Source organism: Polaromonas jejuensis NBRC 106434, assembly GCF_001598235.1.
In the GTDB taxonomy this organism is placed as follows: domain Bacteria; phylum Pseudomonadota; class Gammaproteobacteria; order Burkholderiales; family Burkholderiaceae_C; genus Polaromonas; species Polaromonas jejuensis.
Map to the genome: position 1 here is coordinate 84,138 of NZ_BCYO01000001.1, position 21,941 is coordinate 106,078.

The following is a 21,941-nucleotide window of genomic DNA, read 5'->3' on the forward strand; positions in this document are numbered from 1 at the left end:
TGTGTTGATTTTGCTATCTATTTGGTAGCTTCTTGCGCCCGTCCTGCCTGGGCTGCAAGCTCTTTTTGCTTGGAAATTTCGCGGTAGAGCTGGTCCCTGCCGCTCAAATACTGTTTGGGCCAGTCCACGGCCCGGCTTTGCAGCTTGGCGGCCTCGTGCAGCGTCCAGGCCGGATCGGCCAGGTGCGGGCGGGCCAGCGCGCACAGGTCGGCGCGGCCGGCGGCAATGATGCTGTTGACATGGTCGACTTCGGAAATCGCGCCGACGGCGATGGTCTGTATGCCGACCTCGTTGCGGATGCGGTCGGCAAACGGCGTCTGGTACATGCGGCCGTAAACCGGCCGGGCCTGGCGCGTGGTCTGGCCCGAGGACACGTCGATCACATCGCAGCCGGCCTCCTTGAACAGCCGGGCCACCACGATCGCGTCGTCGGGCGTGTTGCCGCCCGGTGCCCAGTCGTGCGCGGAAATGCGCACGCTCATGGGCAGGTGCGCGGGCCAGACCGCGCGCATGGCGCGAAACACCTCCAGCGGGTAGCGGCAGCGGTTTTCGATGCTGCCGCCGTACCCGTCGCTGCGCACGTTGGTCAGCGGCGAGATGAAGGCCGACAGCAGGTAGCCGTGCGCGCAGTGCAGCTCCAGCCAGTCGAAGCCGGCGGCCGCGGCGCGCCGGGTGGCGTCCACAAACTGCTGCTTGAGCGCTTCCATGTGCGTCTGCGTCATGGCCTGCGGCGTCTGGTTGCGCTCACCATAGGGCACGGCGCTGGCCGACATCACCGGCCAGTTTTCATGGGGCCCACCGTCGGGTAGCGGTTCGTCCATCTCTTCCCAGCCCACCTGTGTCGAGCCCTTGGGGCCGCTGTGGCCGAGCTGCATGCCGATCTTGGCCGTGCTCTGGCCGTGCACGAAATCCACGATCCGCTTGAAGGCCGCCGTTTGCTCGTCGTTCCACAGTCCGGTGCAGGCCGGCGTAATGCGGCCCTCGGGGTTCGGGCTGGTCATCTCCACCATCACCATGGCGGCGCCGCCGAGCGCGCGCGCGCCCAGGTGCACCAGGTGGAAGTCCTGCGGCACGCCGTCGATGGCGCTGTAGGTCGCCATCGGCGAGCAGACAATGCGGTTCTTCAGCTCGGTGCCGCGCACCTTGAACGGGGTCAGCATGGGCGGCACGGGATGGCCCCCACGCTTCGCGGCGTTGCCTGCTGCGCTGCCCCCCGAGGGGGCTGCCCCGCTTTGGGGCGGCCCGGCGTCGGTGCGCCCGCCCGCCAGCCAGGCTTCGTAGCCTTCCAGCCATTTCGCATCGCGCAGCCGCAGGTTCTCGTGGCTGATGCGCTGCGAACGCGTCAGCAGCGAGTAGGCGAACTGCTCGATCTCCATGCCGCTGTAGCGGTTCACGTTCTCGAACCACTCGGTGGAGTTGCGCGCCGCGTTCTGGATCTTCAGCACCTCGACCGAGCGCACCGCCTCGTAGGCCTGCAGCGCTGCATCGGCGTTCGCATGCTGCGCAAAACAGCGGCTCAGTTCGATCGCATCTTCCAGCGCCAGCTTGGTGCCGCTGCCGATGGAGAAATGCGCGGTGTGCGCGGCGTCGCCCATGAGCGCGATGGGCACGCGCTTGCCTTCAACCGTTTCGTGATGCACCCAGCGCTCGCAGACCACGCGCGGAAAGCGGATCCAGATCGCCGAGCCGCGCACATGCGTGGCGTTGTTCATCAGGGCGTTGCCGTCCAGGTATCTGGCAAACAGCCGCTCGCAAAAGGCGATGCCGTCTTCCTGGCTCATCTGGTCCAGGCCATGCGCCTTCCAGACGGCTTCCGGGGTCTCGACGATGAAGGTCGAGGTGTTGTCGTCGAACTTGTAGGCGTGCGCGGCGAACCAGCCGTGCTCGGTCTGCTCGAACGCAAAAGTGAACGCGTCGAAGGTCTTGCGCGTGCCCAGCCAGACAAAGCGGCAGGCGCGCAGCTCGACATCGGGCTTGAAGGTTTCGGCGTAACGGTTGCGGATGCGGCTGTTCAGGCCGTCGCTGGCCACCACCAGGTCGGCCTGGTACTGCGCGGCGATGGCCTGGTCGTCTGTGACGTCGGTTTCAAACACCAGCTCGACACCCAGCGCCATGCAGCGCTCCTGCAGGATGTTGAGCAGGCGCTTGCGGCCTATGCCGCAAAAACCATGGCCGCCCGAGCGCACGCTGCGGCCCTTGAAAAACACCTCGACGTCGTCCCAGTGGTTGAAGGCATCGCCAATCAGCTGCGCGCTGACCGGGTCGGCCGCGCGCAGATTGCCCAGGGTCTGGTCGGACAGCACCACGCCCCAGCCGAAGGTGTCGAAGGGACGGTTGCGCTCGACCACCGTGACCTGATGCGCCGGGTTCTGCAGCTTCATCAGCAGGGCGAAATACAAACCTGCGGGACCACCGCCCAGACAAAGGATGTGCATGAATGCGTGCTCTCTAGATTAATCTAGCTTTAATTATTTAGGTTTAAAGCAAATTCGTCAAGTGCGTGTTTCCCCATGCCGAAAGGGCGGGCTTTCCGGGGGCGGGATCAGGGGTTGAAGAAGGGGGGCGGCGCGTCCGGCCGCGATGCTCAGGGCGCCTGAAAGCCTGCTGCGCGGTAAGTGAGCACCAGGGTGTCCCGAAAGCCGCTTCCGCTGTGGCCGTCGGCCGGAAGAATGGGCGTGGTTTCGTGAATCAGGCGGGCGTCGTCCAGCAGCAGGGCGGTCAAGGGCTCCTGCATCAAAAAACGCACGCCCTGCGGCCCAAAAGCGTCAAACACCCGGGTTTCACCGCCCTTCACGCCCTGGCGTGCGACCATCAGCACCACCACAAAGTCCACGCCGTCGCGGTGCGCGCCTTCAGGCGTAGGCCGGCCCACGCCGCCTGCGGTATCGATGCGGAACTGGTGGGCTTCGATGTGCCAGCGCGGCACGGCCCGAACCTGGGCAAACAGCTTGCCGAAGCTGGCCAGCAAGTCGGTCCAGGCGGGCGCCTGGGCCACGGCCGGCTCTATGGGGTCAAACCAGCGTTCAAAGCCGCCATGCAGGGCGTTGTATTCGGTGGGTTGCCAGTGGGCGCGGTGCGGGGTCTGGGTCAGCGTCCCGCCGGGAAACTCCTGCACGTAGCAGGCATGACGGCGCTTGCGGTAACCCCCGCCATCCTTGAGGTGGGCGTCGGGCGGCAGCCGGTTCCAGGAGTCGGTCAGCTGCATCCAGCCTTCCGTCCATTGCGGCGTCGGGAGCTGAAGGCTGGCCGTCAGGTCGGCCGGGTAAAGCAGGCTCAGGCCGTCCTGGCGAAGCGCCTGGTCGGCGGGTTTTTGAGCAGTGGCAATATTGAACATGCATCTATTTTGCTTTACCCCGCCGCCGTCCGCCCGGCCCGGTGAAGTCCGCAGAAATGGCGGCCACGGGAAGTCAGCCCGAGGCGGCGAAAAAGGAGGGAGGCCTGAGGGGCTATGGGTGAGTCATCAGCGGAAAATGACGGGTAAAAAGAAGTGAACCCGGCCTATGTACATGCCTCTAACAGCTGCTCATAATGAAATCGCTGTTTTAACCGAGAGGAAACCGCAATGCTTTACAAATTCAAATCAAAAGATATTGGCGACGTCATCATGCTGGAACCCAATGGCCGCCAGATGCTGGAAATCATCGGCAAGGAGGCCGGGCCCAGGGGCATCATCCTGCCCGAACAGATGGCCGCCGCGATTGCGGCGCTGAAAGCCGCCATTGCCGACGAGGAGGCCAGGGACAAGGTGCGCTATGCCGAACCGGCCGGCGCCGCACGCGAGGATGAGTTGCCCAGCCATGGCGATCCCGTGGCGCTGCGCCAGCGCGCGCAGCCCTTTATCGAGATGCTGCAGCACAACCTGGAGGCCGGCCACCAAGTCGTGTGGGGCGTTTAGCCTGGCCGCTTTTCAGCTGACCGGCTGACGCCCGCGCCACGAATCAGACGCCCCGGCCCCCGGGGCTTTTTTGTGGCCGGCTGCGGGCCATGCGGCATGGCCGCAAGAAGATCAGTCCACCTTGGCGCCGGAGGCTTTCACCACCTGGGACCATTTTTTGTGCTCGGCGTTGATGAAGGCGCTGAACTGCTGGGGCGTATTGCCACTGGGGATGGCGCCCTGCGCCAGCAGCTTTTCCTTGATCGCCGGCGTGTTCAGTGACTTGGCGACTTCCTGCTGGATGCGGCTGACGATGTCGGGCGGCGTGCCGGCAGGCGCCAGCAGGCCAAACCAGGAGCTGGCCTCAAAGCCCTTGAGCGCGGGGCCGCCCGCCTGCTCGACCGTCGGCACCTCGGGCAAGACCGCTGAGCGCTGCGAGCTGGTCACGGCCAGGGCCTTGAGCTTGCCCGATTTAATCAGCGCCATCGACGAGGGCAGGTTGTCGAACATCACATCCATGTCGCCGCCCAGCAGCGCCAACAGGGCAGGGCCCGAGCCGCCATAGGGAAAGTGGATCATGAAGGTGCCGCTCATGGTCTTGAAGAGTTCCCCGGCCAGATGAATCGAGGTGCCGTTGCCGCTGGACGCCATGTTGAACTTGCCCGGATTGGCCTTGGCCACGCGGATGAAGTCGGCCACATTGTTGATGCCGGCGGCCCGGGCTTTTTCGGTGTTGACGACCATCACATTGGGCACGCCCGCCACCAGGGTGATGGGGGCGAAGTCTTTTTGCGGGTCGTAGGTCATCTTGCTGTAGAGCGACTTGTTGATGCCGTGCGTTCCGACGGTTCCCATCAGCAGGGTGTAGCCGTCGGGCGCCGACTTGGCCACCACGTCGGCGCCAATGTTGCCGCCGGCCCCGGCGCGGTTCTCGACCAAAAAGGGCTGGCCGAAGGCCTTGGTGAGTTCGGGCGCCATCGCGCGAGCCAGGATGTCGGTGGTGCCGCCGGGTGCGAAGGGCACCACGATCTTGACCGGCCTGGCGGGCCAGGGGCTTTGGGCTGCGGCCGGATTTGCTGCAAAAATAATAGCTGCCAGCGCAGAGTAGACGAGGGCTAGGCGGCGATTTTGTTTGAAATTGAGCGTCAAGGTGGTCTCCGGTGGGTGATGGGCGCTGCGGCAGCAAAACGATAGCCCTGGCCAAACCGCTCTTCAAGAGGGTTAATCCGGGCATAAAAAAGCCGCCCGGCAATCACCGGGCGGCTTTGGCGGTCAAGGCCGGGCTGGTCAGTCGGCGAATTTGCCGGCGGCTTCAATCACCGGCTTGAGCTTGGCGATCTCGGCCGCCACAAAAGCCTTGTGGGCCGCCGGCTCGACGCGATTGTCAGTGACTACCACGGCGCCCAGGCCTTCCTGCCGCTTGATGAAGTCGGGGTCCTTCAGTGCCAGCTTGAGCGCCGCATTGATCTGGGCCAGGGCGGCGGGCGGCGTGCCCTTGGGGGCATACAGGCCGTGCCAGATCGTCAGGTTGAAGCTCTTCAGGCCCATTTCCTGCAGCGAGGGGTAGTCCTTGAGCAGCTTGTTGCCGCTCAGCGGCCTGGCGGTCGTCACCGCATAGGCCTTGACGCGGCCGGCTTCAATCTGGCCGGTGGTGTTGGTGGTCTGGTCGCACATCATGTCGACCTGGCCGCCCATCAGCGCGTTCATGGCCGGTGCCGTGCCGCCAAACGGAATGGTGGTCATGGCATCTTTGGCATTGATGGCCGCCTGCCACATCAGCCCGCACAGATGCGAGGCTGAACCCAGGCCGGCGTGGGCGATGTTGAGTTTGCCGGAGTTGTTGCGAATGTAGTTTTCAAGATCGCGGTAGTTGTTGGCGGCCAGCTGGGGTTTGCCAATGATGGTCATCGGCACTTCATTGATCATGCCCAGGTAGTCGAAGTCCTCGAGGGGCTTGTAGGGCAGCTTGCGGTACAGGCCGGGTGCGGCCGCCATGCCGATGTGGTGCAGCAGCAGCGTGTGGCCGTCAGGCGCCGCCTTGGCGACCTTGTTGGCGCCTATGGTGCCACCGGCGCCGTTGACGTTTTCCACCACGAAATTGGCGCCACCCATGGATTTGCGCATGGCTTCGGCCAGGTCGCGCGCCACGCGGTCGGTGGGGCCACCGGCCGCAAACGGCACCACCAACGTGATGGGCCTGGAGCCCGGGAAGGTTTGGGCGCTGGCGGCGAAGAGGGCCGTGGCTGCGGCAGCCAGGACTAGCAGGCGTTTCATGAGCATCTCCTTGTATTGAAGCCGCGAAGTTTAAGGGCGGTCCTCTGCGCTCGCATCGCGGGAACTACTTAGGGGCAATCCCGTCCATGGGGACCTGGCTGCGCTTTCTTATTTCTTTCTTATTGGTAGCTGCGGGCATCCTCTATCACCTTGCCATCGTTGGGCAGGCTGCCCGGCGCCAGCAGCTCCACCGTGCCGCGCAGCTTGGTGACATCGCGAATGGCTTCGCCGATGCGCTGCGCCATTCCGGCCGGTGCAGAGGCCGCCTCGACCTGGAGCGTCATGCTGTCGTTGGCCATCTCGCCGCTGACGACCAGCCGCGCCTTGATGACTTCGGGGAAACGCCGGGCGATGTCTGCCACCTGGGCCGGATGCACGAACATGCCGCGCACCTTGGTGGTCTGGTCGGCCCGGCCCATCCAGCCCTTGATGCGGGTATTGGTGCGTCCGCTCGGGCAGGCGCCGGGCAACACGGCCGACAGGTCGCCGGTGCCAAAACGGATTAGCGGGTAGTCGGGGTTGAGCGTGGTCACGACGAGTTCACCCACCTCGCCCTCGGCGACCGGGTCGCCGGTGCCGGGGCGGACAATTTCCACGATCACGCCTTCATCGAGCACCAGCCCTTCGCGGGCTTCGGTCTCGTAGGCTATCAGGCCCAGGTCGGCCGACGCATAACACTGGTAGCCGGCGATGCCGCGCTCGGCCAGCCAGTCGCGCAGGCTGGGCGGAAAGGCCTCGCCCGAGACCAGCGCCCGGGTGACGGTGGGCAACGCCACCTTCATCTCGGCGGCTTTCTCGACAATGATCTTCAGGAAGCTCGGCGTGCCGATATAGCCGGCGGGCCTGAGTTCGGCCATGGCCTGCACCTGCTGCTCGGTCTGCCCGGTGCCGCCGGGAAACACGGTGCAACCCAGGGCATGCGCGCCGGTTTCCATCATGGAGCCGGCCGGCACGAAGTGATAGCTGAAGCTGTTGTGGATCAGCTGGCCGGGGCGAAAACCCGCGGCATGCATGGCCCGGGCCATGCGCCAGTAGTCCTTGCGCGTGCCTTCGGGCTCGTAAATCGTGCCGGGGCTGGCAAACACGTGCGGCATCAGAGCGCCGTAGCGCAGCGCGCTGAAACCGCCAAACGGGTCGCCGCCCGCCCGGCGTTCGGCCTGCTGGCGTGCCAGCAATTCGTGCTTGCGGGTGACCGGCAGGCGTGCCAGCGCCGTGCGTGAGTGGATGGTGCTGCCGTCGACCCCTTGCAAGATGGCGGCAAAGGCCGGCGCATGCGCCTGCGCGTGGGCGATCTGCTGCGGCAGGGCGGCGAGCTGGCTGGCCTCGCGTTGCGCAGGGCTTCGCACTTCCAGTGCGTCGTAATGTGTTGTCATTTGAGATCTTCCAAATCTTGTCAATACCTCAGTGCGATCAGATTGCAGTGGCGGACCAGGCGCGATGAATTTCAAACCAGCAGGGGCCGCGGAACCGGCTTTGCCGGGCCGCAGGCGCAGCGCCCCCTCGGGGGGAAGCGACCCGCGCAGCGGCGGAGCGTGGGGGCCCTATGCCAGCCAGCGCTTGCGTCGCTTGTAACTCTTGACGTCCTTGAAGCTCTTGCGTTCACCGCCGCCCACGCCGAGGTAGAACTCCTTCACGTCCTCGTTGCTGGCCAGATCGCTGGCGGCGCCGTCCATCACGACCCGGCCGCTTTCCATGATGTAGCCATAGTCGGCGTATTTCAGCGCCATGTTGGTGTTCTGCTCGGCCAGCAGGAAGGTGACTTTTTCTTTCTGGTTCAGGTCCTGCACGATGTTGAAAACCTCTTCCACAATCTGCGGCGCCAGGCCCATGGAGGGTTCGTCCAGCAGCACCATGGAGGGATTGGCCATGAGCGCCCGGCCAATCGCGCACATCTGCTGCTCGCCACCCGAGGTGTAGGCCGCCTGCGAGCTGCGCCGGGTTTTCAGGCGCGGAAAATAGGTATAGACCTTTTCCAGGTTGGCGGCAATTTCGCTTTTGCTGTGGCGGGTGTAGGACCCTGTGAACAGGTTTTCTTCAATGGTCAGGTGGGCAAAGCAGTGCCGTCCTTCCATCACCTGCACCACGCCGCGCTGCACCAGGTCGGCCGGCGACAGGTTTTCGATGCGCTCGCCGCGCAACTCGATGGAGCCCTTGGTAACCTCGCCGCGTTCGCCCTTGAGCAGGTTGGAGATGGCGCGCAAGGTGGTGGTCTTGCCCGCGCCGTTGCCGCCCAGGATGGCGACGATGCGGCCTTCAGGCACCTGCAGGGATACGCCCTTGAGCACGAGGATCACATGGTTGTAGATGACCTCGATGCCGTTGACGTTTAAGACGATGGGGCTGGAGTCGTGTGTCATGGTTGCGATGAGCGGTGGAGGGTTTTCAAGGCCAGGACACCGCGCACCCGGCTTTGCCGGTGCGCCAGTGTCGCCCCTTGAGGGGGCGGCGGCGCTGAGCGCCGCCACGGGGGGAGTCAGCTTTGGCAGTCGGCCGCGTTGCGGCGGGTCATCTTCTTGTCGGCCATGTACTTTTCGGCACCGGCCTTGACCATGGGCTTGAGGATTTGCTCGTCCGCCTGAATGAAGTCGGAGCTGAACTCCCACTTGCTGCCGTTCCAGGTCTGCACGCGTGCCCAGGTCGAGCCCATGTGGTCAGAGCAGGATGTGGACAGCGGGCGCATGATGCCCGCGAAGCCCAGCGCGTCCAACCGCTTCTGGTCCAGCGCCAGGTTTTCCATGCCCCAGCGAACCTGCTCGCCGGTCATGACCTTGCCCTTGCCAAAGCGTTCCTGGGCCCGGCGCACGGCCTCGATGCTCAGCATCTGGATGATCACGCCGCGGGTGTACAGCACCTGGCCGACTTCATCCTTGGGGCCGGTGCCCTGGCCCTTTTCGTGCACATATTTCAGGATGTCCTGAATGACCTTGGGCTGCTGGCCGGAGGTGTTGAGCGCCAGGGCGTGGTAACCCTTGGCGCCTTCGCCCACGTCCTTGACGTCGGGCTCGGCACCGGCCCACCACACGCCATACATCTTGTCGCGCGGATAGCCGGTGGCCTGCGCTTCCTTGAGCGCCGTCGAATTCATCACGCCCCAGCCCCACAGCAGCACGTAGTCCGGCCGGGTCTGGCGCACCTGCAGCCAGGCCGATTTCTGCTCGACACCGGGCGCCGTGACGGGAATCAGCTGCAGGTCAAAGCCATGCATCCTGGCGCGCTCCTGCAGCAGCGGGATGGGCTCCTTGCCAAAGGGGGAGTCGTGGTAGACCAGCGTGATCTTCTTGCCCTTGAGCTTGTCGAGGCCGCCTTCCTTCTGGCCGATGTGCTGGATCAGGATGTCGGCGCCGGTCCAGTAACTGCCCATCAGCGGGAAGTTCCATTTGAAGGCCTGGCCGTCCTGCGAAACGGAGAGGCCATAGCCCAGCGTGATCAGGGGGACTTTGTCCGTGGGTACTTTTTCGGTCAGCGCAAAGGTGATGCCGGTGGCCTGCGGGTCGAAAATCGCAACGCCCGGGCGGCCCTTCAGGCGCTCGTAGCATTCCACGCCTCGGTCGGTGGCGTAGCCGGTTTCGCATTCCTCGTAGGTCAGCTTCACACCGTTGATGCCGCCGTCGCGAGCATTGACCATCTTGAGGTAGTCCTGCTTGCCGTTGGCCCAGGGCACGCCGTTGGGCGCATAGGGGCCGGTGCGGTAAGACAGCAGTGGGAAGAACTGCTCCTTGGCCTGCGCCCAGGCGCTGGTCGTCAGCATGGCCGAAGCGCCGGCGGCGATGGCAGCCACGGCCAGAATCAAATCTCGAATCTTCATGGTTGTCTCCTGAAAGTTAAAAGCAAAGCACCTGAAAAACCGATCTCGAAAACAGACACCTGAATCAGCGCGCAAGCCCCGGGACGCGCCTGGGCTTCAATGAGGAAAGGGCCACAGGCGCAGCTTCTGCTTGGCCGTGGACCACAGCTTGGCCAGACCGTGTGGTTCCACGATCAGGAACCAGACAATCAGGCCGCCAAAAATCATCAGCTCGGCATGGGAGACCCCCGCCGTTGAAATCTCTATGCCGGCCAGGCCCGCCAGCGCGGGCAGTGCCTGGCTCAGCGCAATCGGCAGCACGGTGATGAAGGCCGCACCGAGAAATCCACCCAGGATTGAGCCCAGCCCGCCTATGATCACCATGAACAGCAGGCGGAAGGAGAAGTCCACCGAAAAGGCCGCGGGCTCCCAGGCGCCCAGATGCACAAAGCCCCAGAGCGCGCCGGCCATGCCGATGATGAAGGAGCTGACCGCAAAGGCGCTGAGTTTGGCGTACATGGGCCGGATGCCAATGACGGCGGCGGCCACGTCCATGTCGCGAATCGCCATCCACTCGCGGCCGATCGCGCCGCGCACCAGGTTCTTGGCCAGCAGCGCTATCACCACCAGAATCGACAGGCACAGCCAGTACTTGCTGTGCGCGCCTTCAATCGGCAAGCCAAACACCTGCAGCCCGGTCACCGAGATGGAGCCCGATGGCGAGTCGTTGGTGAACCACTTGATGCGAAGAAACATCCAGTCGCTGAAAAATTGTGCGGCCAGTGTTGCCACCGCCAGGTACAGGCCCTTGACGCGCAGGCTGGGCAGGCCAAACAGGATGCCGAAGAAGGTGGCGCACAGCCCGCCCAGAATCAGCGCCGGAATCAGCGGCAGGCCGGGCATGCGCACGAAGAAGTTGTAGGCGCCATAGGCCCCCACGGCCATGAAGGCCCCCGAGCCCAACGAGATCTGGCCGCAATAGCCGACCAGGATATTCACGCCCAGTGCGGCCAGTGAAATGATCAGGAAGGGAATCAGGATGGCGCGAAAGAGGTAGTCGCTGGCCAGCAGCGGCACCGCCACAAATGCGAAAAGCAGAAGCAGACCGATGACGATGCGGTCCTGCAGGATGGGGAATATCTGCTGGTCGGCCCGGTAGGTGGTCTTGAACTGGCCGTTTTCTCTGTAAAGCATGTTGGATGTTCCGTTGATCTTTTAGCTACGACGCGCTGCGCTTAACTTGCTGCGCAAGCTGGCCTGCACTGAAAAATCATCCTTCGCCGTATCCGGCGAAGGACCCGCCCGCGGGTTGATCTCGTATTTCATACGCGGTCGATTATTTTTTCGCCGAAGAGGCCTTGCGGCCTGAACAGCAGGAAGCCCAGCGCCAGCACATAGGCAAACCAGATCTCGATGCCACCGCCGACAAAGGGGCCGAGGTAGACCTCGGAGAGTTTTTCGCCCACGCCGATGATGAGGCCGCCAATGATGGCGCCCGGTACCGAGGTCAGGCCACCCAGAATCACCACCGGCAGGGCGCGCAGGGCCACGGTCGCCAGTGAAAACTGCACGCCCAGCTTGCTGCCCCAGATCATTCCGGCGACCAGCGCGACAACACCTGCCACGCACCAGACGATGACCCAGATGCGGTTCAGCGGAATGCCTATGGACTGCGCGGCCTGGTGGTCATCGGCCACGGCGCGCAAGGCCCGGCCGGTGGAGGTCTTCTGGAAAAAAAGGCTCAGCAGGGCGACCAGCAGCGCTGCGATCAGGGCCGCGTAGAGATCTTCCTTGTTGATCAGGATGCCGCCCTGGAATGCCGACTCCAGCACAAAGATGGGTTCTTTGGGCATGCCGATATCGATCTTGTAAATGCTGCTGCCAAAAAGGGTCTGGCCCAGGCCTTCCAGGAAATAGGCAATACCCAGGGTTGCCATCAGCAGCGTTGCGCCTTCCTGGTTGACCAGGTGGCTCAGCACCAGGCGCTCGATCAGCCAGGCCACCGCAAACATGATGGCGCCCGCCACCGCAAAGGCGGCCACGTTGGCCAAGAGCAGGCTGTTGATGCCCGTCCACTGCGGAATCCACTCAGAGAACCTGGCCATGGCCAGTGCGGCAAACAGCACCATTGCACCCTGGGCGAAGTTGAAAACGCCCGAGGCCTTGAAGATCAGCACAAAGCCCAGTGCCACCAGTGAATACAGCATGCCGGCCATCAGGCCGCCTAGCAAAGTTTCCAAAAAAAATGCCATCAGATGCTCCAATTTCCAGCAGCGGCCGCAGAACCGGCTTCGCCGGGCTGCAGGCGGCGTCCCCTGCAAGGGGAGAGGCGGCTACGCGAAGCGAGTCCGCAACAGGGGTGTGTCATATTCATTAGTGACTGGTGCCGAGGTAAGCCCGGATCACGTCTTCGTTGTTGCGTACTTCGTCAGGGGTGCCGTCGCCTATCTTTTTGCCGTAGTCCAGCACCACCACGCGGTCTGAAATGTCCATGACCACGCCCATGTCGTGCTCGATCAAGACCACCGTCGTTCCGAACTCGTCGTTCACGTCGAGCACAAAGCGGCACATGTCTTGTTTTTCCTCCACGTTCATGCCGGCCATGGGCTCGTCGAGCAGCAGCACCTGCGGCTCCATGGCGAGCGCCCGGCCCAGGTCCACGCGCTTTTGCAGGCCGTAGGGCAGCTGCCCCACAGGCGTCTTGCGATAGGCCTGGATTTCGAGGAAGTCGATGATGCGTTCCACCGCTTCGCGGTGTTTGATTTCCTCTTTTTCGGCGGGGCCGATGCGCAGCGCCTGCAGCAGCAGATTGCTTTTGATCTTGAGGTTGCGGCCCGACATGATGTTGTCGAGCACGCTCATGCCCTTGAACAGCGCCAGGTTCTGGAAGGTGCGGGCCACACCCATCACGGCCACCTGGTGGCTGTTCATGTGCTTGAAGGTCTGGCCGCGGAAGGTAATCGAGCCCTGCTGCGGTGAGTAGACGCCGTTGATGCAGTTGAGCATGGAGCTCTTGCCGGCGCCGTTGGGGCCGATGATGGCGCGGATCTCGTGTTCCTTGACATTGAAGGAGATATCCGTCAGCGCCTTCACGCCGCCGAAGCTCAAGGAGATATTGCTGATATCCAGGATGACCTCGCCGATTTTCTTGGCCGTGACTATCGGCTGGTTGGCGCTGGTCTGTTCGACCAGCCGCGCCGCAGTGGCCGGTTCGATGATTTCAGCGGGCTCGGTCCGCAGGGGAATGGTGCTCATGCTACCGCCTTCACAGGTGCAAATGTTTTCGTGTCCGCAATCTTCAGGGTCGCGCTCACGCTGCCGCTGCGCCCGTCTTCAAACTTCACCACGGTTTCAATGAACTGCTCGGTCTTGCCGCCGTACAAAGCGTCAATCAGCGGCTGGTATTTCTCGGCGATGAAACCGCGGCGCACCTTGTTGGTCCGGGTCAGTTCGCCGTCATCGGCGTCCAGCTCCTTGTGCAGCACCAGGAAGCGGCTGATCTGCGAGCCGGCCAGCAAGGCATCGGCGCTCAGGTCGGCGTTGACCTTTTCGACGCACTCCTTGACGAGCTGGTAGACCTCGGGCTTTTGCGCCAGGTCGGTGTAGCCGGCATAAGGCAGGTTGCGCCTTTCGGCCCAATTGCCCACCGCGTCAAAGTCGATGTTGATGAAGACGCAGACTTTCTCGCGGCCATCGCCGTAGGCCACGACTTCCTTGATGTGCGGGAAGAACTTGAGCTTGTTCTCGACATATTTGGGCGCAAACAGGGCGCCGTCGTTGGCGCCGCCCTTGATGCGGCCCACGTCCTTCACCCGGTCAATGATCTTGAGGTGGCCGCTGGCGTCCAGAAAGCCCGCGTCGCTGGTGTGGTACCAGCCGTCGGCGGTCAGCACTTCCGCGGTGGCGGCAGGGTTTTTGTAATATTCCTTGAGCAGTCCGGCGGACTTGACCAGGATTTCACCGTTGTCGGCGACCTTGATTTCCACCCCCCGACAGGGCACGCCCACGGTGTCGGCGCGCGCCTGGTTGTCGGGCTGCAGGCAGACAAATACGGCGGTTTCGGTGGAGCCGTAAAGCTGCTTGAGGTTGATGCCGATGGAGCGGTAAAACGTAAAGAGGTCCGGGCCAATGGCCTCGCCGGCGGTGTAGGCCACGCGCACGCGCGAAAAGCCCAGATTGTTGCGCAGCGGGCCATATACCAGCAGGTTGCCTACGCTGTACAGCAGGGCCTGCAGGGCGCCCACCGGCTTGCCGTCCATGCGGGCTGGCCCCACGCGCTTGGCCACCGCCATGAAATAGTTGAACATGCCGCGCTTGACGCGCCCGGCGTCCTCCATGCGGATCATCACGCTGGTCAGCAGGCCTTCAAAGATGCGCGGCGGCGCAAAGTAATAGGTCGGGCCGACCTCCTTGAGGTCAATCGTCACCGTGCTGGCGCTTTCGGGGCAGTTCACCACGTAGCCGCAGCACAGCCACTGCGCGTAGCTGAAGATGTTCTGGCCTATCCAGGCCGGCGGGAGGTAGGCCAGCACTTCTTCGTTGGCCGTGAGCTGGTCAAAGTCGGCACCGGCTTGCGCACGGTCCAGCAGGGTCGCATGCGTGTGCACCACGCCCTTGGGGTTGCCGGTGGTGCCGGAGGTGAAAAACATCGCGGCCACGTCGTCGGGGCTGGCCTTGTCGACCTCCGCCTTGAACAGGGCGGGCTGGCTTGCTGCCAAGGCCTGGCCGGCTTCGAGCAGCCGGTCCAGCGACATCAGGCCGGGTTCGTCGTAGTTGCGAAGGCCGCGCGGGTCGTCAAAAATGATGTGAGCCAGGTCCGGGCAGCGATCGCGGATTTCCAGCAGCTTGTCGACCTGCTCCTGGTCTTCCACCATGGCAAAGCGCACGTCGGCATTGGTGATGGGAAACACGCATTCGGCGCCCACGGCATCCTGGTACAGCGGAATCGGAATGGCGCCCAGCGACTGCGCGGCCAGCATGGTGGCATAAAGGCGCGGGCGGTTGGCGCCTATCACCGCCATGTGCTCGCCACGCTGCAGGCCGGCCTGGTGCAGGCCGCAGGCAATGTGCTCGACCAGCGTGGCCATGCCGGCCCAGCTGTGCGCCTGCCAGATGCCGTATTCTTTCTCGCGCATGGCCGCGGCGTCCGGGCGCTCGGCCGCATGTTTGAGCAGCAATCGGGGGAAAGTGGTCTGCATTCCGCGTCCTTGTCTCGAGTTTTGGTGCGGCCTTCTTTCAGAAAAAGCCGCTGGTATGCGCCGCATGGTAAGACCGCATTTGACGTTATCTTGTCATTGCAACGACAATTTCGGGGTAAGTCCTACTGGGGTGTGCCCGGAGTTGGACCTGTTTATCGGATAGGGCGCCCTTTCTTCCATTCCTTTGAGACCCCATGTCCACTGACCTGACCCTCCACCAGCGCCGCCGAAAGCCCACGCCTGATGAGCTGCAAGGCATTCCGTGGCTGCGCCTGCTGCGCCCCGATGAGCGCGCATTTGCGGTGGCTGAGTTGCTGGTGGGCGATGCCGCGCCCGGCGACTATGTCTGCCGTGTCGGCAAACCGGTGACCTACTGGTTCGGCGTGATCGAGGGGCTGCTCAAGATGAGTTCCGACAATGCCCAGGGCATGACCATGACCTTCGCCGGCCTGCCGCCTGGCGGCTGGTTTGGCGAAGGCACGACGCTCAAGCGCGAGCCCTACCGCTACAACATCCAGGCGCTGCGCAAAAGCGTGGTGGCCGGTTTGCCGGTCGACAGCTTTCACTGGCTGCTGGATCACTCGATCGGCTTTAACCGCTTTGTGATGAACCAGCTCAATGAGCGCCTGGGGCAGTTTATTTCCGCGCGCGAGATTGACCGCATGAACGATCCGGATCTGCGCGTAGCGCGCAGCCTGGCCGCGCTGTTCAATCCGGTGCTGTACCCGGGCGTGGGCGATGTGTTGCGCATCACCCAGCAGGAACTCGCCTATCTGGTGGGGCTGTCACGCCAGCGTGTCAATGAGGCGCTGGCTTCACTGGAGGCGCAGGGCATGATACGGGTGGAATACGGCGGGCTGCGCGTGCTTGTGCCCGAGGCCTTGCGCTCGCAGGTATTTGCCAGGGGGCCACAGCCCTGACAGCCCCTGGTTGTTAAAGCGGCAGTGTGAGCTGCAGCCCTGGCGACCAGGCGCGGCCGGGCGCAGGCTAGTAATTCTGGCTTTGCGCCCGGCCGCGCCCGAAAGCCAGTCCCCCGCAACAAGCGCCAGCAGCAGTCGGGCTGATTTCATGAGTCCTCCTCTGTCAATGGACAGTTATCAGGGAACGCCGGATTTTCATGAGGCGCACCGGCGGCGAAAAAGCAAGGGGCCGGCGCCCCGAAAACGGGTCATTGGAGGGCAAATGCCGGCCGCCAGGATCACCGACAATCAAGGCTGGCACCACGCCGTCTCACAACGCTACACACTGGAATCTGAATCGGCATGACTTCTCCGTCGTCCCCTCCCCGTTACAAGGCCACGCCTTCGCAGGCAGCTGCCGCGCCCGCCGGCCAACCTGCCGCCACCATCCGCCTGAACAAACGCATGGCGGAACTCGGGCTGTGTTCGCGCCGCGAAGCCGACGACTGGATCGCCCGTGGCTGGGTGCGCGTGAATGGCGCCCCGGCCGTGATGGGTCAGCCCGTGGCGGCCGATGCGCGCATCGAGGTGGACCGCCAGGCCGAGCAGCAGCAGCGCCAGCAGGTCACCATTCTGATCAACAAGCCGGTCGGCTACGTCAGCGGCCAGGCCGAAGACGGGCATGAACCCGCCGTGGCGCTGGTGCAGCCGCAAAACCGTTGGCGCGAATGCAACAGCCGCATGCGCTGGGGCCATGAGCAGCTGCGCGGCCTGGCGCCGGCCGGCCGCCTCGACATCGACTCCATTGGCTTGCTGGTGCTGACGCAGGACGGCCGCGTGGCGCGGCAACTGATAGGCGAAGACTCCGAAATTGAAAAAGAGTACCTGGTGCGCGTCAGCTATGGCCCGGAAACCGTGAATGTGCAGGCCATTTTCCCGCGCGAAAAACTGGCCCTGCTGCGCCACGGCCTGAGCCTGGACGGGCAGGCGCTGCGGCCCGCGCAGGTGGACTGGCAAAACCCTGAGCAACTGCGCTTTGTGCTGAAAGAAGGCAAAAAACGCCAGATCCGCCGCATGTGCGAGCAGGTGGGCCTGTTTGTGACCGGGCTCAAGCGTGTGCGGATCGGCCGCGTCAACCTCGGCCACCTGCCGGTTGGCCAGTGGCGCTACCTGGCGCCGCACGAGCGGTTTTAACGCCCGCAAGCGACAGCGCTGGCTATTTAATTCCCGTCACAGTTTCTGAACGTCTGAAATGGCGCTGGATTCAAGCCATTCAGAGCGGCGTCACCATGAAATGGTCAGCTCAATGGGGTCCGCAGAGTTCATGGGCTGACCCGCCATCACGGCAAGATGGCTGTGATCAGGCTTACCAGCCACGCCATTCACCATGCGCTGGTATTGCCCGGTTTTGCCGGCAAAAGCGCTGGCAATCGCCTGCACGTCCACCGTCGCCGGGCAGCTGATGCTCAGCGTGCCGGCCTGCCCTTCGGCTTGCCTGCGGTGGGTGCACCGGTGATCGGCCGTGGCTGCTTCGCTGAAAGTGCGCAGCACAATGGTGACGCCAAAAGAGCCCGAAGTGCTTTCCGCGTGGGCCAGTCCGCCAACCCCCAGCAACTGGGCGAGAAGAATGACCATGGCGGTTTTGAAGGCTTGCATGGCGCTGGCTCCTTGTGGTCATCACTACATGAAAAAAATGGTAGTTAAATTGATAAGGCAGTGCAATATCAAATAAGTATGTGTTTTGTTCTTTTGTTGAGATTTAGTAATGAATCAGGGTTAATTTAAGAAGTAAATTATTTTTGATTGATAAAAATGAAAGACGTGGCGTGCTTCTATCCGCCTGGAAGGCAATTCGGCCCGTCTTGGGTGCTTGGCGGGCGCGGGTGCGATCCAGCACGGGGCTGCCGGGGCCGCTCTCTTTTCTGTTACGCCGTGTGGTAAATCGGGCGCGTGTTTGGGCCTGCGGGCGCTTGTTGACGATTTACTGAGGTCCGCGCCGGATGCGCGTCAAGGTTTGCCGCGTCGCTTGCCCGCAGGAGCCGCGGCACCTTGGTTACCCCACCCATTGCAGCGCCTGCCAACAAAGGCAGGCGGCCACTGGCGGCCGGGATGGTCAATCAGAAATCGTTGCGGAGGGCGCCTGGCTTGGCTGGAACGCGTCAAGCTTCAGCATGATCTTCCACATGGGCGGGTGATGACGTCTGAGATCCAGCCGACCGCCTGAGGCATGAACCATATGGAGTTGCTCAGTCGTCAGAGGTGGCGCAGCAACTGGCGCGGCTGACGACATGGAAGGTGCTGCCGGTTTAGTAGGTGACGGTGAGCGTTACCCCAGTCTTGGTCGCGGTGCAGGTGCCTGTCGCGCAAGTGCCGGCCTGCCCGGCCGCAATGGTGCCCGTGACCGTGTAGGGCTGGGCCAGACCGGAGCCGACAATGGCGGGTGGGCCGCCTGATGGGGACAAGGCCAATGTGTAGTTCAAGCCCAGCAGCGTGCCGGAGGTCAGCGAGAGTGCCAGTGTGTAGGTGGTGTTGCGCGTGCAGTCCACCGTGAAATTCATGGTCGCGGTCTGGTTTGTTGGCGCAAACGAGGTGTAGGCCAGCGTCAGTGTTGATGGCGAAATAGCCCCGGGTGCCGTGTTGCCGCTGGCGACCTGGCCCACGAAACACGCGGCGGTAATGCTGACGGTGGGCGCGAAGATCGCCGTTGCGACATTGGCGCCGGCTGTAGTCAGCTGCAGGTTTGCGGTAAATATTTCATCGTAAATGCCCGCCGTTTTACTGCTTTGCCCCGCCGCCACGAGAAAGTCATAGGTCAGCGGCGCGCTCGCACTCAGTGCCCCGCCGAAAGACAGCGTCCCGTTCGCGCGCCCGCTTCCGACGGTGGTCCAGTTGTTCCCGTCGCTGTTCCGGAGGACGCTGACATTGAGCCGGTCGGGGCTGGTCGCTCCGCCGCCGTGGCGAAAGACGCGCAAGGCCCCGGCTGAGCCACGGTTAACACCTACCCAGTAAGTCTGCGTGTTCGGGTCGGTCGACAAGCGCGTGCAGTTCACTGTGATCGTGCCGCTGGCAGTCGCATCGGAGCCCTGGCCGTTGACGTAGTTGAGGTTGACCGATGTTGCCGTGAGCGTGCAGGTGATGGCTGCGTTGGCCTGCAGCGCCCAACTGCACAGCAAGGCGGCTGCCACAAGGCGTAATGCGTAAGAAACAGTCATCGGGTTACTCCGTTGCATCGCACAGGCCGCGCATGTGTGATGGCTTTTAGATGATGGCGGTAACGTCTTGTAACGGTATCGTGAACGCTGCGATTTTTCAATCCCTGCAAGTGGCTCAGCGCCCGCCAACTCGTGACAAAAGCCTCAACGTGCCGCGCCCTATAGATCAAGAGGCGGCTCCAATCGGATCATGGACTGATTTTGGCCGCACTGGGTGGCGCAGATGCCGTTGAGCGTGAAGTTTGGCGGAAAACCCGTGTCCGTCTGGCGCGGTACACAAGTGAAGGAATACCGCTGCGGCAAGACGCCATGGCTTCATAGGGATCATTGCTTGACCCCTTGGCAGCGGACCGGGCCCACCCGCGTGATGTCTTCCAGGTTCCCGGGTGGCAGTTCCACGTTGAACATGCAGCTTGCCCCGTTCCACTTCAGGCGCAGGCGGTTCACGGTTTGCAGGCCCGTAACGAAAGCCTCGCCACGCCGGGCGACGAAAAACTCTTTCTTGTCGCCTACCAGTTCGATTTCTGCGCCGGCGGGCGCGGGCTCGCCGTCATCGAACACAATGCGGATCAGGGCGCCACGGCCCGAGCGAACCGGGAAGGTGATCTTGACCGCGCTACGCTGGGCCGGAACGGCTTCCTGTTCAATTGAATCGAGCTCGGCGCTGATGGGCAGCTCGGTCGGGTCCAGCCGCACGCTGTTGCGCTGGAACGGCAGCAAACGCGGCAGCAGGGCCACGCCGTCGGCGTTGGTGCGGGTCAGCGTGCTGCCCTGGAAGCCCACGCCTACATTGGCATAACCCGGCACCTCCACAATCGCGAAGCTGTCCTGCACCCGGCGTGTGGCAAATACCTGCCCTTCGGCCGCCACCAGGCCACCAATCAAACCCAGCCGCACATTCTGCTGGCTTTTTGTATCGCTGACGTCTGCGGAGAAAAGTCCTTTGGTGCCCTGGTAATAAGCGCCACCCTCTGCGTAGGCACTTTCCGCGCGTGAGCCCAGCGCCGTTCGCCAGCCCCAGCCGGTTTCCGCGCTCAGGGCTCGGCTGGCGTTCACGTAACTCTCGGTAGTGCCACTTCGGGTGGTTACTCCCGAAGCCACCGTGATGCGGTTTTCCAGGGGCACGATCAAAAACGCGCCTATGGATGTGCCGGAGGTCGTACCGCTGAGCCTGGTAGCGCTCAGGGTCAGGGCGCTGCGGACACCCAGACGCACGGTGTAGCTCAGGTTCAGGGTGTTGAGTCGGCCGGTGTCGTAGTTGTCAAAACTGGCATGGCTCAGGTTGAATGCCCCAAAATCGTCGCTGCTGTAACTGTAGCTGGCTGTGGTTTGCAGGCGCGGCAGGGGCGATTGGGTGTCGATGCCGAGTTGCCGGTAGCCGCGCGACGCGCCTTGGGCGCTGAACGAAACGCCATGGCGCATGCCGCTGCGCTCGACCCCGACCAGCCAGTTGCCGCCGCTGCCACCGGTGTCGCTATGGCTCACTGACAGCGCGGTTTGCCCCAGCATCTGTAAGGGCAGCCCGTAGCTGGCCCCCAGTCCTCCACGTTTCAGGGTCTTTGACCATTCGCCGTTGACCTCGGCGGTCAGGCTTTGGCTCAGGCCCTTGCGCCAGAGGCCTGAGACAAACCGGGGGCCGTAGTTGGCGTTGTCAGTGCCCAGGTTGTTGCGTATGGCTCCCAGTTCAAAGCTCCAGTCGTTCAGATTGGCTTCCAGCAGATTGGCGTTGCTGAAAAACGGCTGGGTGATGATGGTCTCGCGGCCCAGGATGTCGCGCACCACCACCCGGGCTTCGCCGGACCCGGTCAATGCCGGAAAGTTGTCAATGCTGAAGGGCCCAGAGGGCACCTTGGAGGTTTGCCGCAGCGCGTCATTGACATACAGCTCCACCGTGCTGGGCGCGGCAGACAAGCCAGTCACCGTGGGAATCGGCCGGGTGATGAAGCCAGGCTGCAGGGAAAAGTTCTTGGCGAACTGCACCCCGCCGAAGTAAACCGAGCGCCCCGAGATGCCGGTGCGTGTGGTGCTGTCCCCCAGGCGCAGCGTGCTGGTAGTGTCCAGAAAATTCCGGGTGTAGGTGGTTTCAAGCCGCCGCCAGGAGGCGCTGAGGCTGGGGTCCTGGCTGATCAGGTTGCGGCCCACATAGCTGCTGGTCAGCAAACCCCATTGCCCCGACAAGCCCAACTCGGTCAGCGCGCCCAGGTCCCGGGCATCCGCCACGCCGCCGGGGTTGCGGCTGCGGCTGATGGTGTAGTTCAGGTCGTAGTTGGCAAATGCCGCCGGAATCGTGGGCGACAGCGGGGGACGCAAGGTGGCTTCCTGTGTCAGGCGCACCGCGTTGAAGGCCGACGGAGAAAACACCAGGTCCACCGACTGGTTGGCAAAATTGAGCCTGGCCTCAAATCCGGGAATGGCCGACAGCGGGTACCACGGCTGCCCCTGAAACTGGATGTCCTGCGCACTGGGCTGGTGGTTCAGGCGCCACTCTTCAAAAGCGTCGGCTGGCGCATACAAAACGCCGTTGCGCTCCAGCAGGGTCCAGACGCCACCCTTGGTGCTGTTGATGAACACATCCAGCGGCAGCAGGCGGTCATTCGCCCCGCGGGCCGGGGCCGGCGGGCTAGAGGCAGGCGCGGTCTGGGCTTGTGCCACCGTACCGCAGCCCAAGCCTGCAATGGCAAGGGCCAGGAGATGCTTTTG

17 protein-coding genes are annotated in these 21,941 nt (G+C 63.4%); 3 read left to right on the plus strand and 14 right to left on the minus strand.

Going from position 1 to position 21,941, the window contains the following annotated elements; all coding sequences use genetic code 11:
* Window positions 1-17: 17 nt before the first annotated feature.
* The gene (locus tag PJE01S_RS00420) at window positions 18-2,435 is read right to left on the minus strand and encodes a bifunctional salicylyl-CoA 5-hydroxylase/oxidoreductase (RefSeq protein ID WP_068831169.1); all 2,418 of its coding nucleotides are present in this window, start codon (window positions 2,433-2,435) and stop codon (window positions 18-20) included.
* A 149-nt stretch (window positions 2,436-2,584) separates the two neighbouring features.
* Entirely contained in the window at window positions 2,585-3,334 is a 750-nt protein-coding gene (locus PJE01S_RS00425; protein WP_068831170.1) for a 2OG-Fe dioxygenase family protein, read from the minus strand.
* 228 nt (window positions 3,335-3,562) lie between these two features.
* Here PJE01S_RS00425 and PJE01S_RS00430 point away from each other — a divergent pair, with 228 nt between their 5' ends.
* Window positions 3,563-3,895 carry a DUF1840 domain-containing protein gene (locus PJE01S_RS00430; RefSeq protein WP_068831171.1) on the plus strand — a complete coding sequence of 111 codons (333 nt, stop codon included), beginning with the start codon at window positions 3,563-3,565 and terminating at the stop codon, window positions 3,893-3,895.
* Window positions 3,896-4,006: 111 nt separating this feature from the next.
* On the opposite strand, the gene PJE01S_RS00435 is transcribed toward PJE01S_RS00430, so the two are convergent.
* From PJE01S_RS00435 to PJE01S_RS00475, 9 genes are all read right to left on the minus strand, one after another.
* Window positions 4,007-4,972 carry a Bug family tripartite tricarboxylate transporter substrate binding protein gene (locus tag PJE01S_RS00435; RefSeq protein ID WP_245660549.1) on the minus strand — a complete coding sequence of 322 codons (966 nt, stop codon included), beginning with the start codon at window positions 4,970-4,972 and terminating at the stop codon, window positions 4,007-4,009.
* A 189-nt stretch (window positions 4,973-5,161) separates the two neighbouring features.
* Entirely contained in the window at window positions 5,162-6,148 is a 987-nt protein-coding gene (locus PJE01S_RS00440; protein WP_068831173.1) for a tripartite tricarboxylate transporter substrate-binding protein, read from the minus strand.
* Between the two features lie 119 nt (window positions 6,149-6,267).
* A complete protein-coding gene (locus PJE01S_RS00445) occupies window positions 6,268-7,521 on the minus strand; it encodes a phenylacetate--CoA ligase family protein (protein ID WP_068831174.1) in 1,254 nt (417 codons plus the stop codon).
* Window positions 7,522-7,689: 168 nt separating this feature from the next.
* Window positions 7,690-8,505, minus strand: a complete 816-nt coding sequence (locus tag PJE01S_RS00450) for an ABC transporter ATP-binding protein (RefSeq protein ID WP_068831175.1) — start codon at window positions 8,503-8,505, stop codon at window positions 7,690-7,692.
* 116 nt (window positions 8,506-8,621) lie between these two features.
* Window positions 8,622-9,953, minus strand: coding sequence for an ABC transporter substrate-binding protein (locus PJE01S_RS00455; protein WP_068831176.1), 1,332 nt, complete (start codon window positions 9,951-9,953; stop codon window positions 8,622-8,624).
* Between the two features lie 96 nt (window positions 9,954-10,049).
* The gene (locus tag PJE01S_RS00460; RefSeq protein WP_068831177.1) at window positions 10,050-11,126 is read right to left on the minus strand and encodes a branched-chain amino acid ABC transporter permease; all 1,077 of its coding nucleotides are present in this window, start codon (window positions 11,124-11,126) and stop codon (window positions 10,050-10,052) included.
* A gap of 128 nt (window positions 11,127-11,254) precedes the next feature.
* Window positions 11,255-12,184 (minus strand): branched-chain amino acid ABC transporter permease, encoded by a 930-nt coding sequence (locus PJE01S_RS00465; protein ID WP_068831178.1) that lies wholly within the window; start codon window positions 12,182-12,184, stop codon window positions 11,255-11,257.
* A gap of 121 nt (window positions 12,185-12,305) precedes the next feature.
* Window positions 12,306-13,187 (minus strand): ABC transporter ATP-binding protein, encoded by an 882-nt coding sequence (locus tag PJE01S_RS00470; RefSeq protein ID WP_245660506.1) that lies wholly within the window; start codon window positions 13,185-13,187, stop codon window positions 12,306-12,308.
* Window positions 13,184-15,130 carry an AMP-dependent synthetase/ligase gene (locus PJE01S_RS00475; RefSeq protein WP_068831179.1) on the minus strand — a complete coding sequence of 649 codons (1,947 nt, stop codon included), beginning with the start codon at window positions 15,128-15,130 and terminating at the stop codon, window positions 13,184-13,186. The genes PJE01S_RS00470 and PJE01S_RS00475 overlap by 4 nt, the downstream gene beginning before the upstream one ends.
* Window positions 15,131-15,324: 194 nt before the next feature.
* Between PJE01S_RS00475 and PJE01S_RS00480 the strand changes: the two genes are divergently transcribed.
* Entirely contained in the window at window positions 15,325-16,050 is a 726-nt protein-coding gene (locus PJE01S_RS00480) for a Crp/Fnr family transcriptional regulator (RefSeq protein ID WP_068831180.1), read from the plus strand.
* 342 nt (window positions 16,051-16,392) lie between these two features.
* Window positions 16,393-17,223: a pseudouridine synthase gene (locus PJE01S_RS00485; RefSeq protein ID WP_068831181.1), complete on the plus strand. Its 831-nt coding sequence runs from the start codon at window positions 16,393-16,395 to the stop codon at window positions 17,221-17,223.
* A gap of 90 nt (window positions 17,224-17,313) precedes the next feature.
* On the opposite strand, the gene PJE01S_RS00490 is transcribed toward PJE01S_RS00485, so the two are convergent.
* The 3 genes from PJE01S_RS00490 to PJE01S_RS00500 all read right to left on the minus strand — a co-directional run bounded on the left by PJE01S_RS00490 (window position 17,314) and on the right by PJE01S_RS00500 (window position 21,893).
* Complete coding sequence (locus PJE01S_RS00490) at window positions 17,314-17,685, minus strand: hypothetical protein (protein WP_068831182.1); 372 nt, start codon at window positions 17,683-17,685, stop codon at window positions 17,314-17,316.
* Between the two features lie 650 nt (window positions 17,686-18,335).
* On the minus strand, window positions 18,336-19,241 hold the full coding sequence (locus PJE01S_RS24935) for a spore coat protein U domain-containing protein (RefSeq protein WP_157090181.1): 906 nt from the start codon (window positions 19,239-19,241) through the stop codon (window positions 18,336-18,338).
* A gap of 324 nt (window positions 19,242-19,565) precedes the next feature.
* The gene (locus tag PJE01S_RS00500) at window positions 19,566-21,893 is read right to left on the minus strand and encodes a fimbria/pilus outer membrane usher protein (protein WP_245660508.1); all 2,328 of its coding nucleotides are present in this window, start codon (window positions 21,891-21,893) and stop codon (window positions 19,566-19,568) included.
* Between the last annotated feature and the right edge of the window lie 48 nt (window positions 21,894-21,941).

Coding starts and splice junctions, on each gene's coding strand:
- PJE01S_RS00420 (WP_068831169.1), bottom strand. CDS start 2,435: ATGCACATCCTTTGTCTGGGCGGTGGTCCCGCAGGTTTGTATTTCGCC.
- PJE01S_RS00425 (WP_068831170.1), bottom strand. CDS start 3,334: ATGTTCAATATTGCCACTGCTCAAAAACCCGCCGACCAGGCGCTTCGC.
- PJE01S_RS00430 (WP_068831171.1), top strand. CDS start 3,563: ATGCTTTACAAATTCAAATCAAAAGATATTGGCGACGTCATCATGCTG.
- PJE01S_RS00440 (WP_068831173.1), bottom strand. CDS start 6,148: ATGAAACGCCTGCTAGTCCTGGCTGCCGCAGCCACGGCCCTCTTCGCC.
- PJE01S_RS00445 (WP_068831174.1), bottom strand. CDS start 7,521: ATGACAACACATTACGACGCACTGGAAGTGCGAAGCCCTGCGCAACGC.
- PJE01S_RS00450 (WP_068831175.1), bottom strand. CDS start 8,505: ATGACACACGACTCCAGCCCCATCGTCTTAAACGTCAACGGCATCGAG.
- PJE01S_RS00455 (WP_068831176.1), bottom strand. CDS start 9,953: ATGAAGATTCGAGATTTGATTCTGGCCGTGGCTGCCATCGCCGCCGGC.
- PJE01S_RS00460 (WP_068831177.1), bottom strand. CDS start 11,126: ATGCTTTACAGAGAAAACGGCCAGTTCAAGACCACCTACCGGGCCGAC.
- PJE01S_RS00465 (WP_068831178.1), bottom strand. CDS start 12,184: ATGGCATTTTTTTTGGAAACTTTGCTAGGCGGCCTGATGGCCGGCATG.
- PJE01S_RS00470 (WP_245660506.1), bottom strand. CDS start 13,187: ATGAGCACCATTCCCCTGCGGACCGAGCCCGCTGAAATCATCGAACCG.
- PJE01S_RS00475 (WP_068831179.1), bottom strand. CDS start 15,130: ATGCAGACCACTTTCCCCCGATTGCTGCTCAAACATGCGGCCGAGCGC.
- PJE01S_RS00480 (WP_068831180.1), top strand. CDS start 15,325: ATGTCCACTGACCTGACCCTCCACCAGCGCCGCCGAAAGCCCACGCCT.
- PJE01S_RS00485 (WP_068831181.1), top strand. CDS start 16,393: ATGACTTCTCCGTCGTCCCCTCCCCGTTACAAGGCCACGCCTTCGCAG.
- PJE01S_RS00490 (WP_068831182.1), bottom strand. CDS start 17,685: ATGCAAGCCTTCAAAACCGCCATGGTCATTCTTCTCGCCCAGTTGCTG.
- PJE01S_RS24935 (WP_157090181.1), bottom strand. CDS start 19,241: ATGACTGTTTCTTACGCATTACGCCTTGTGGCAGCCGCCTTGCTGTGC.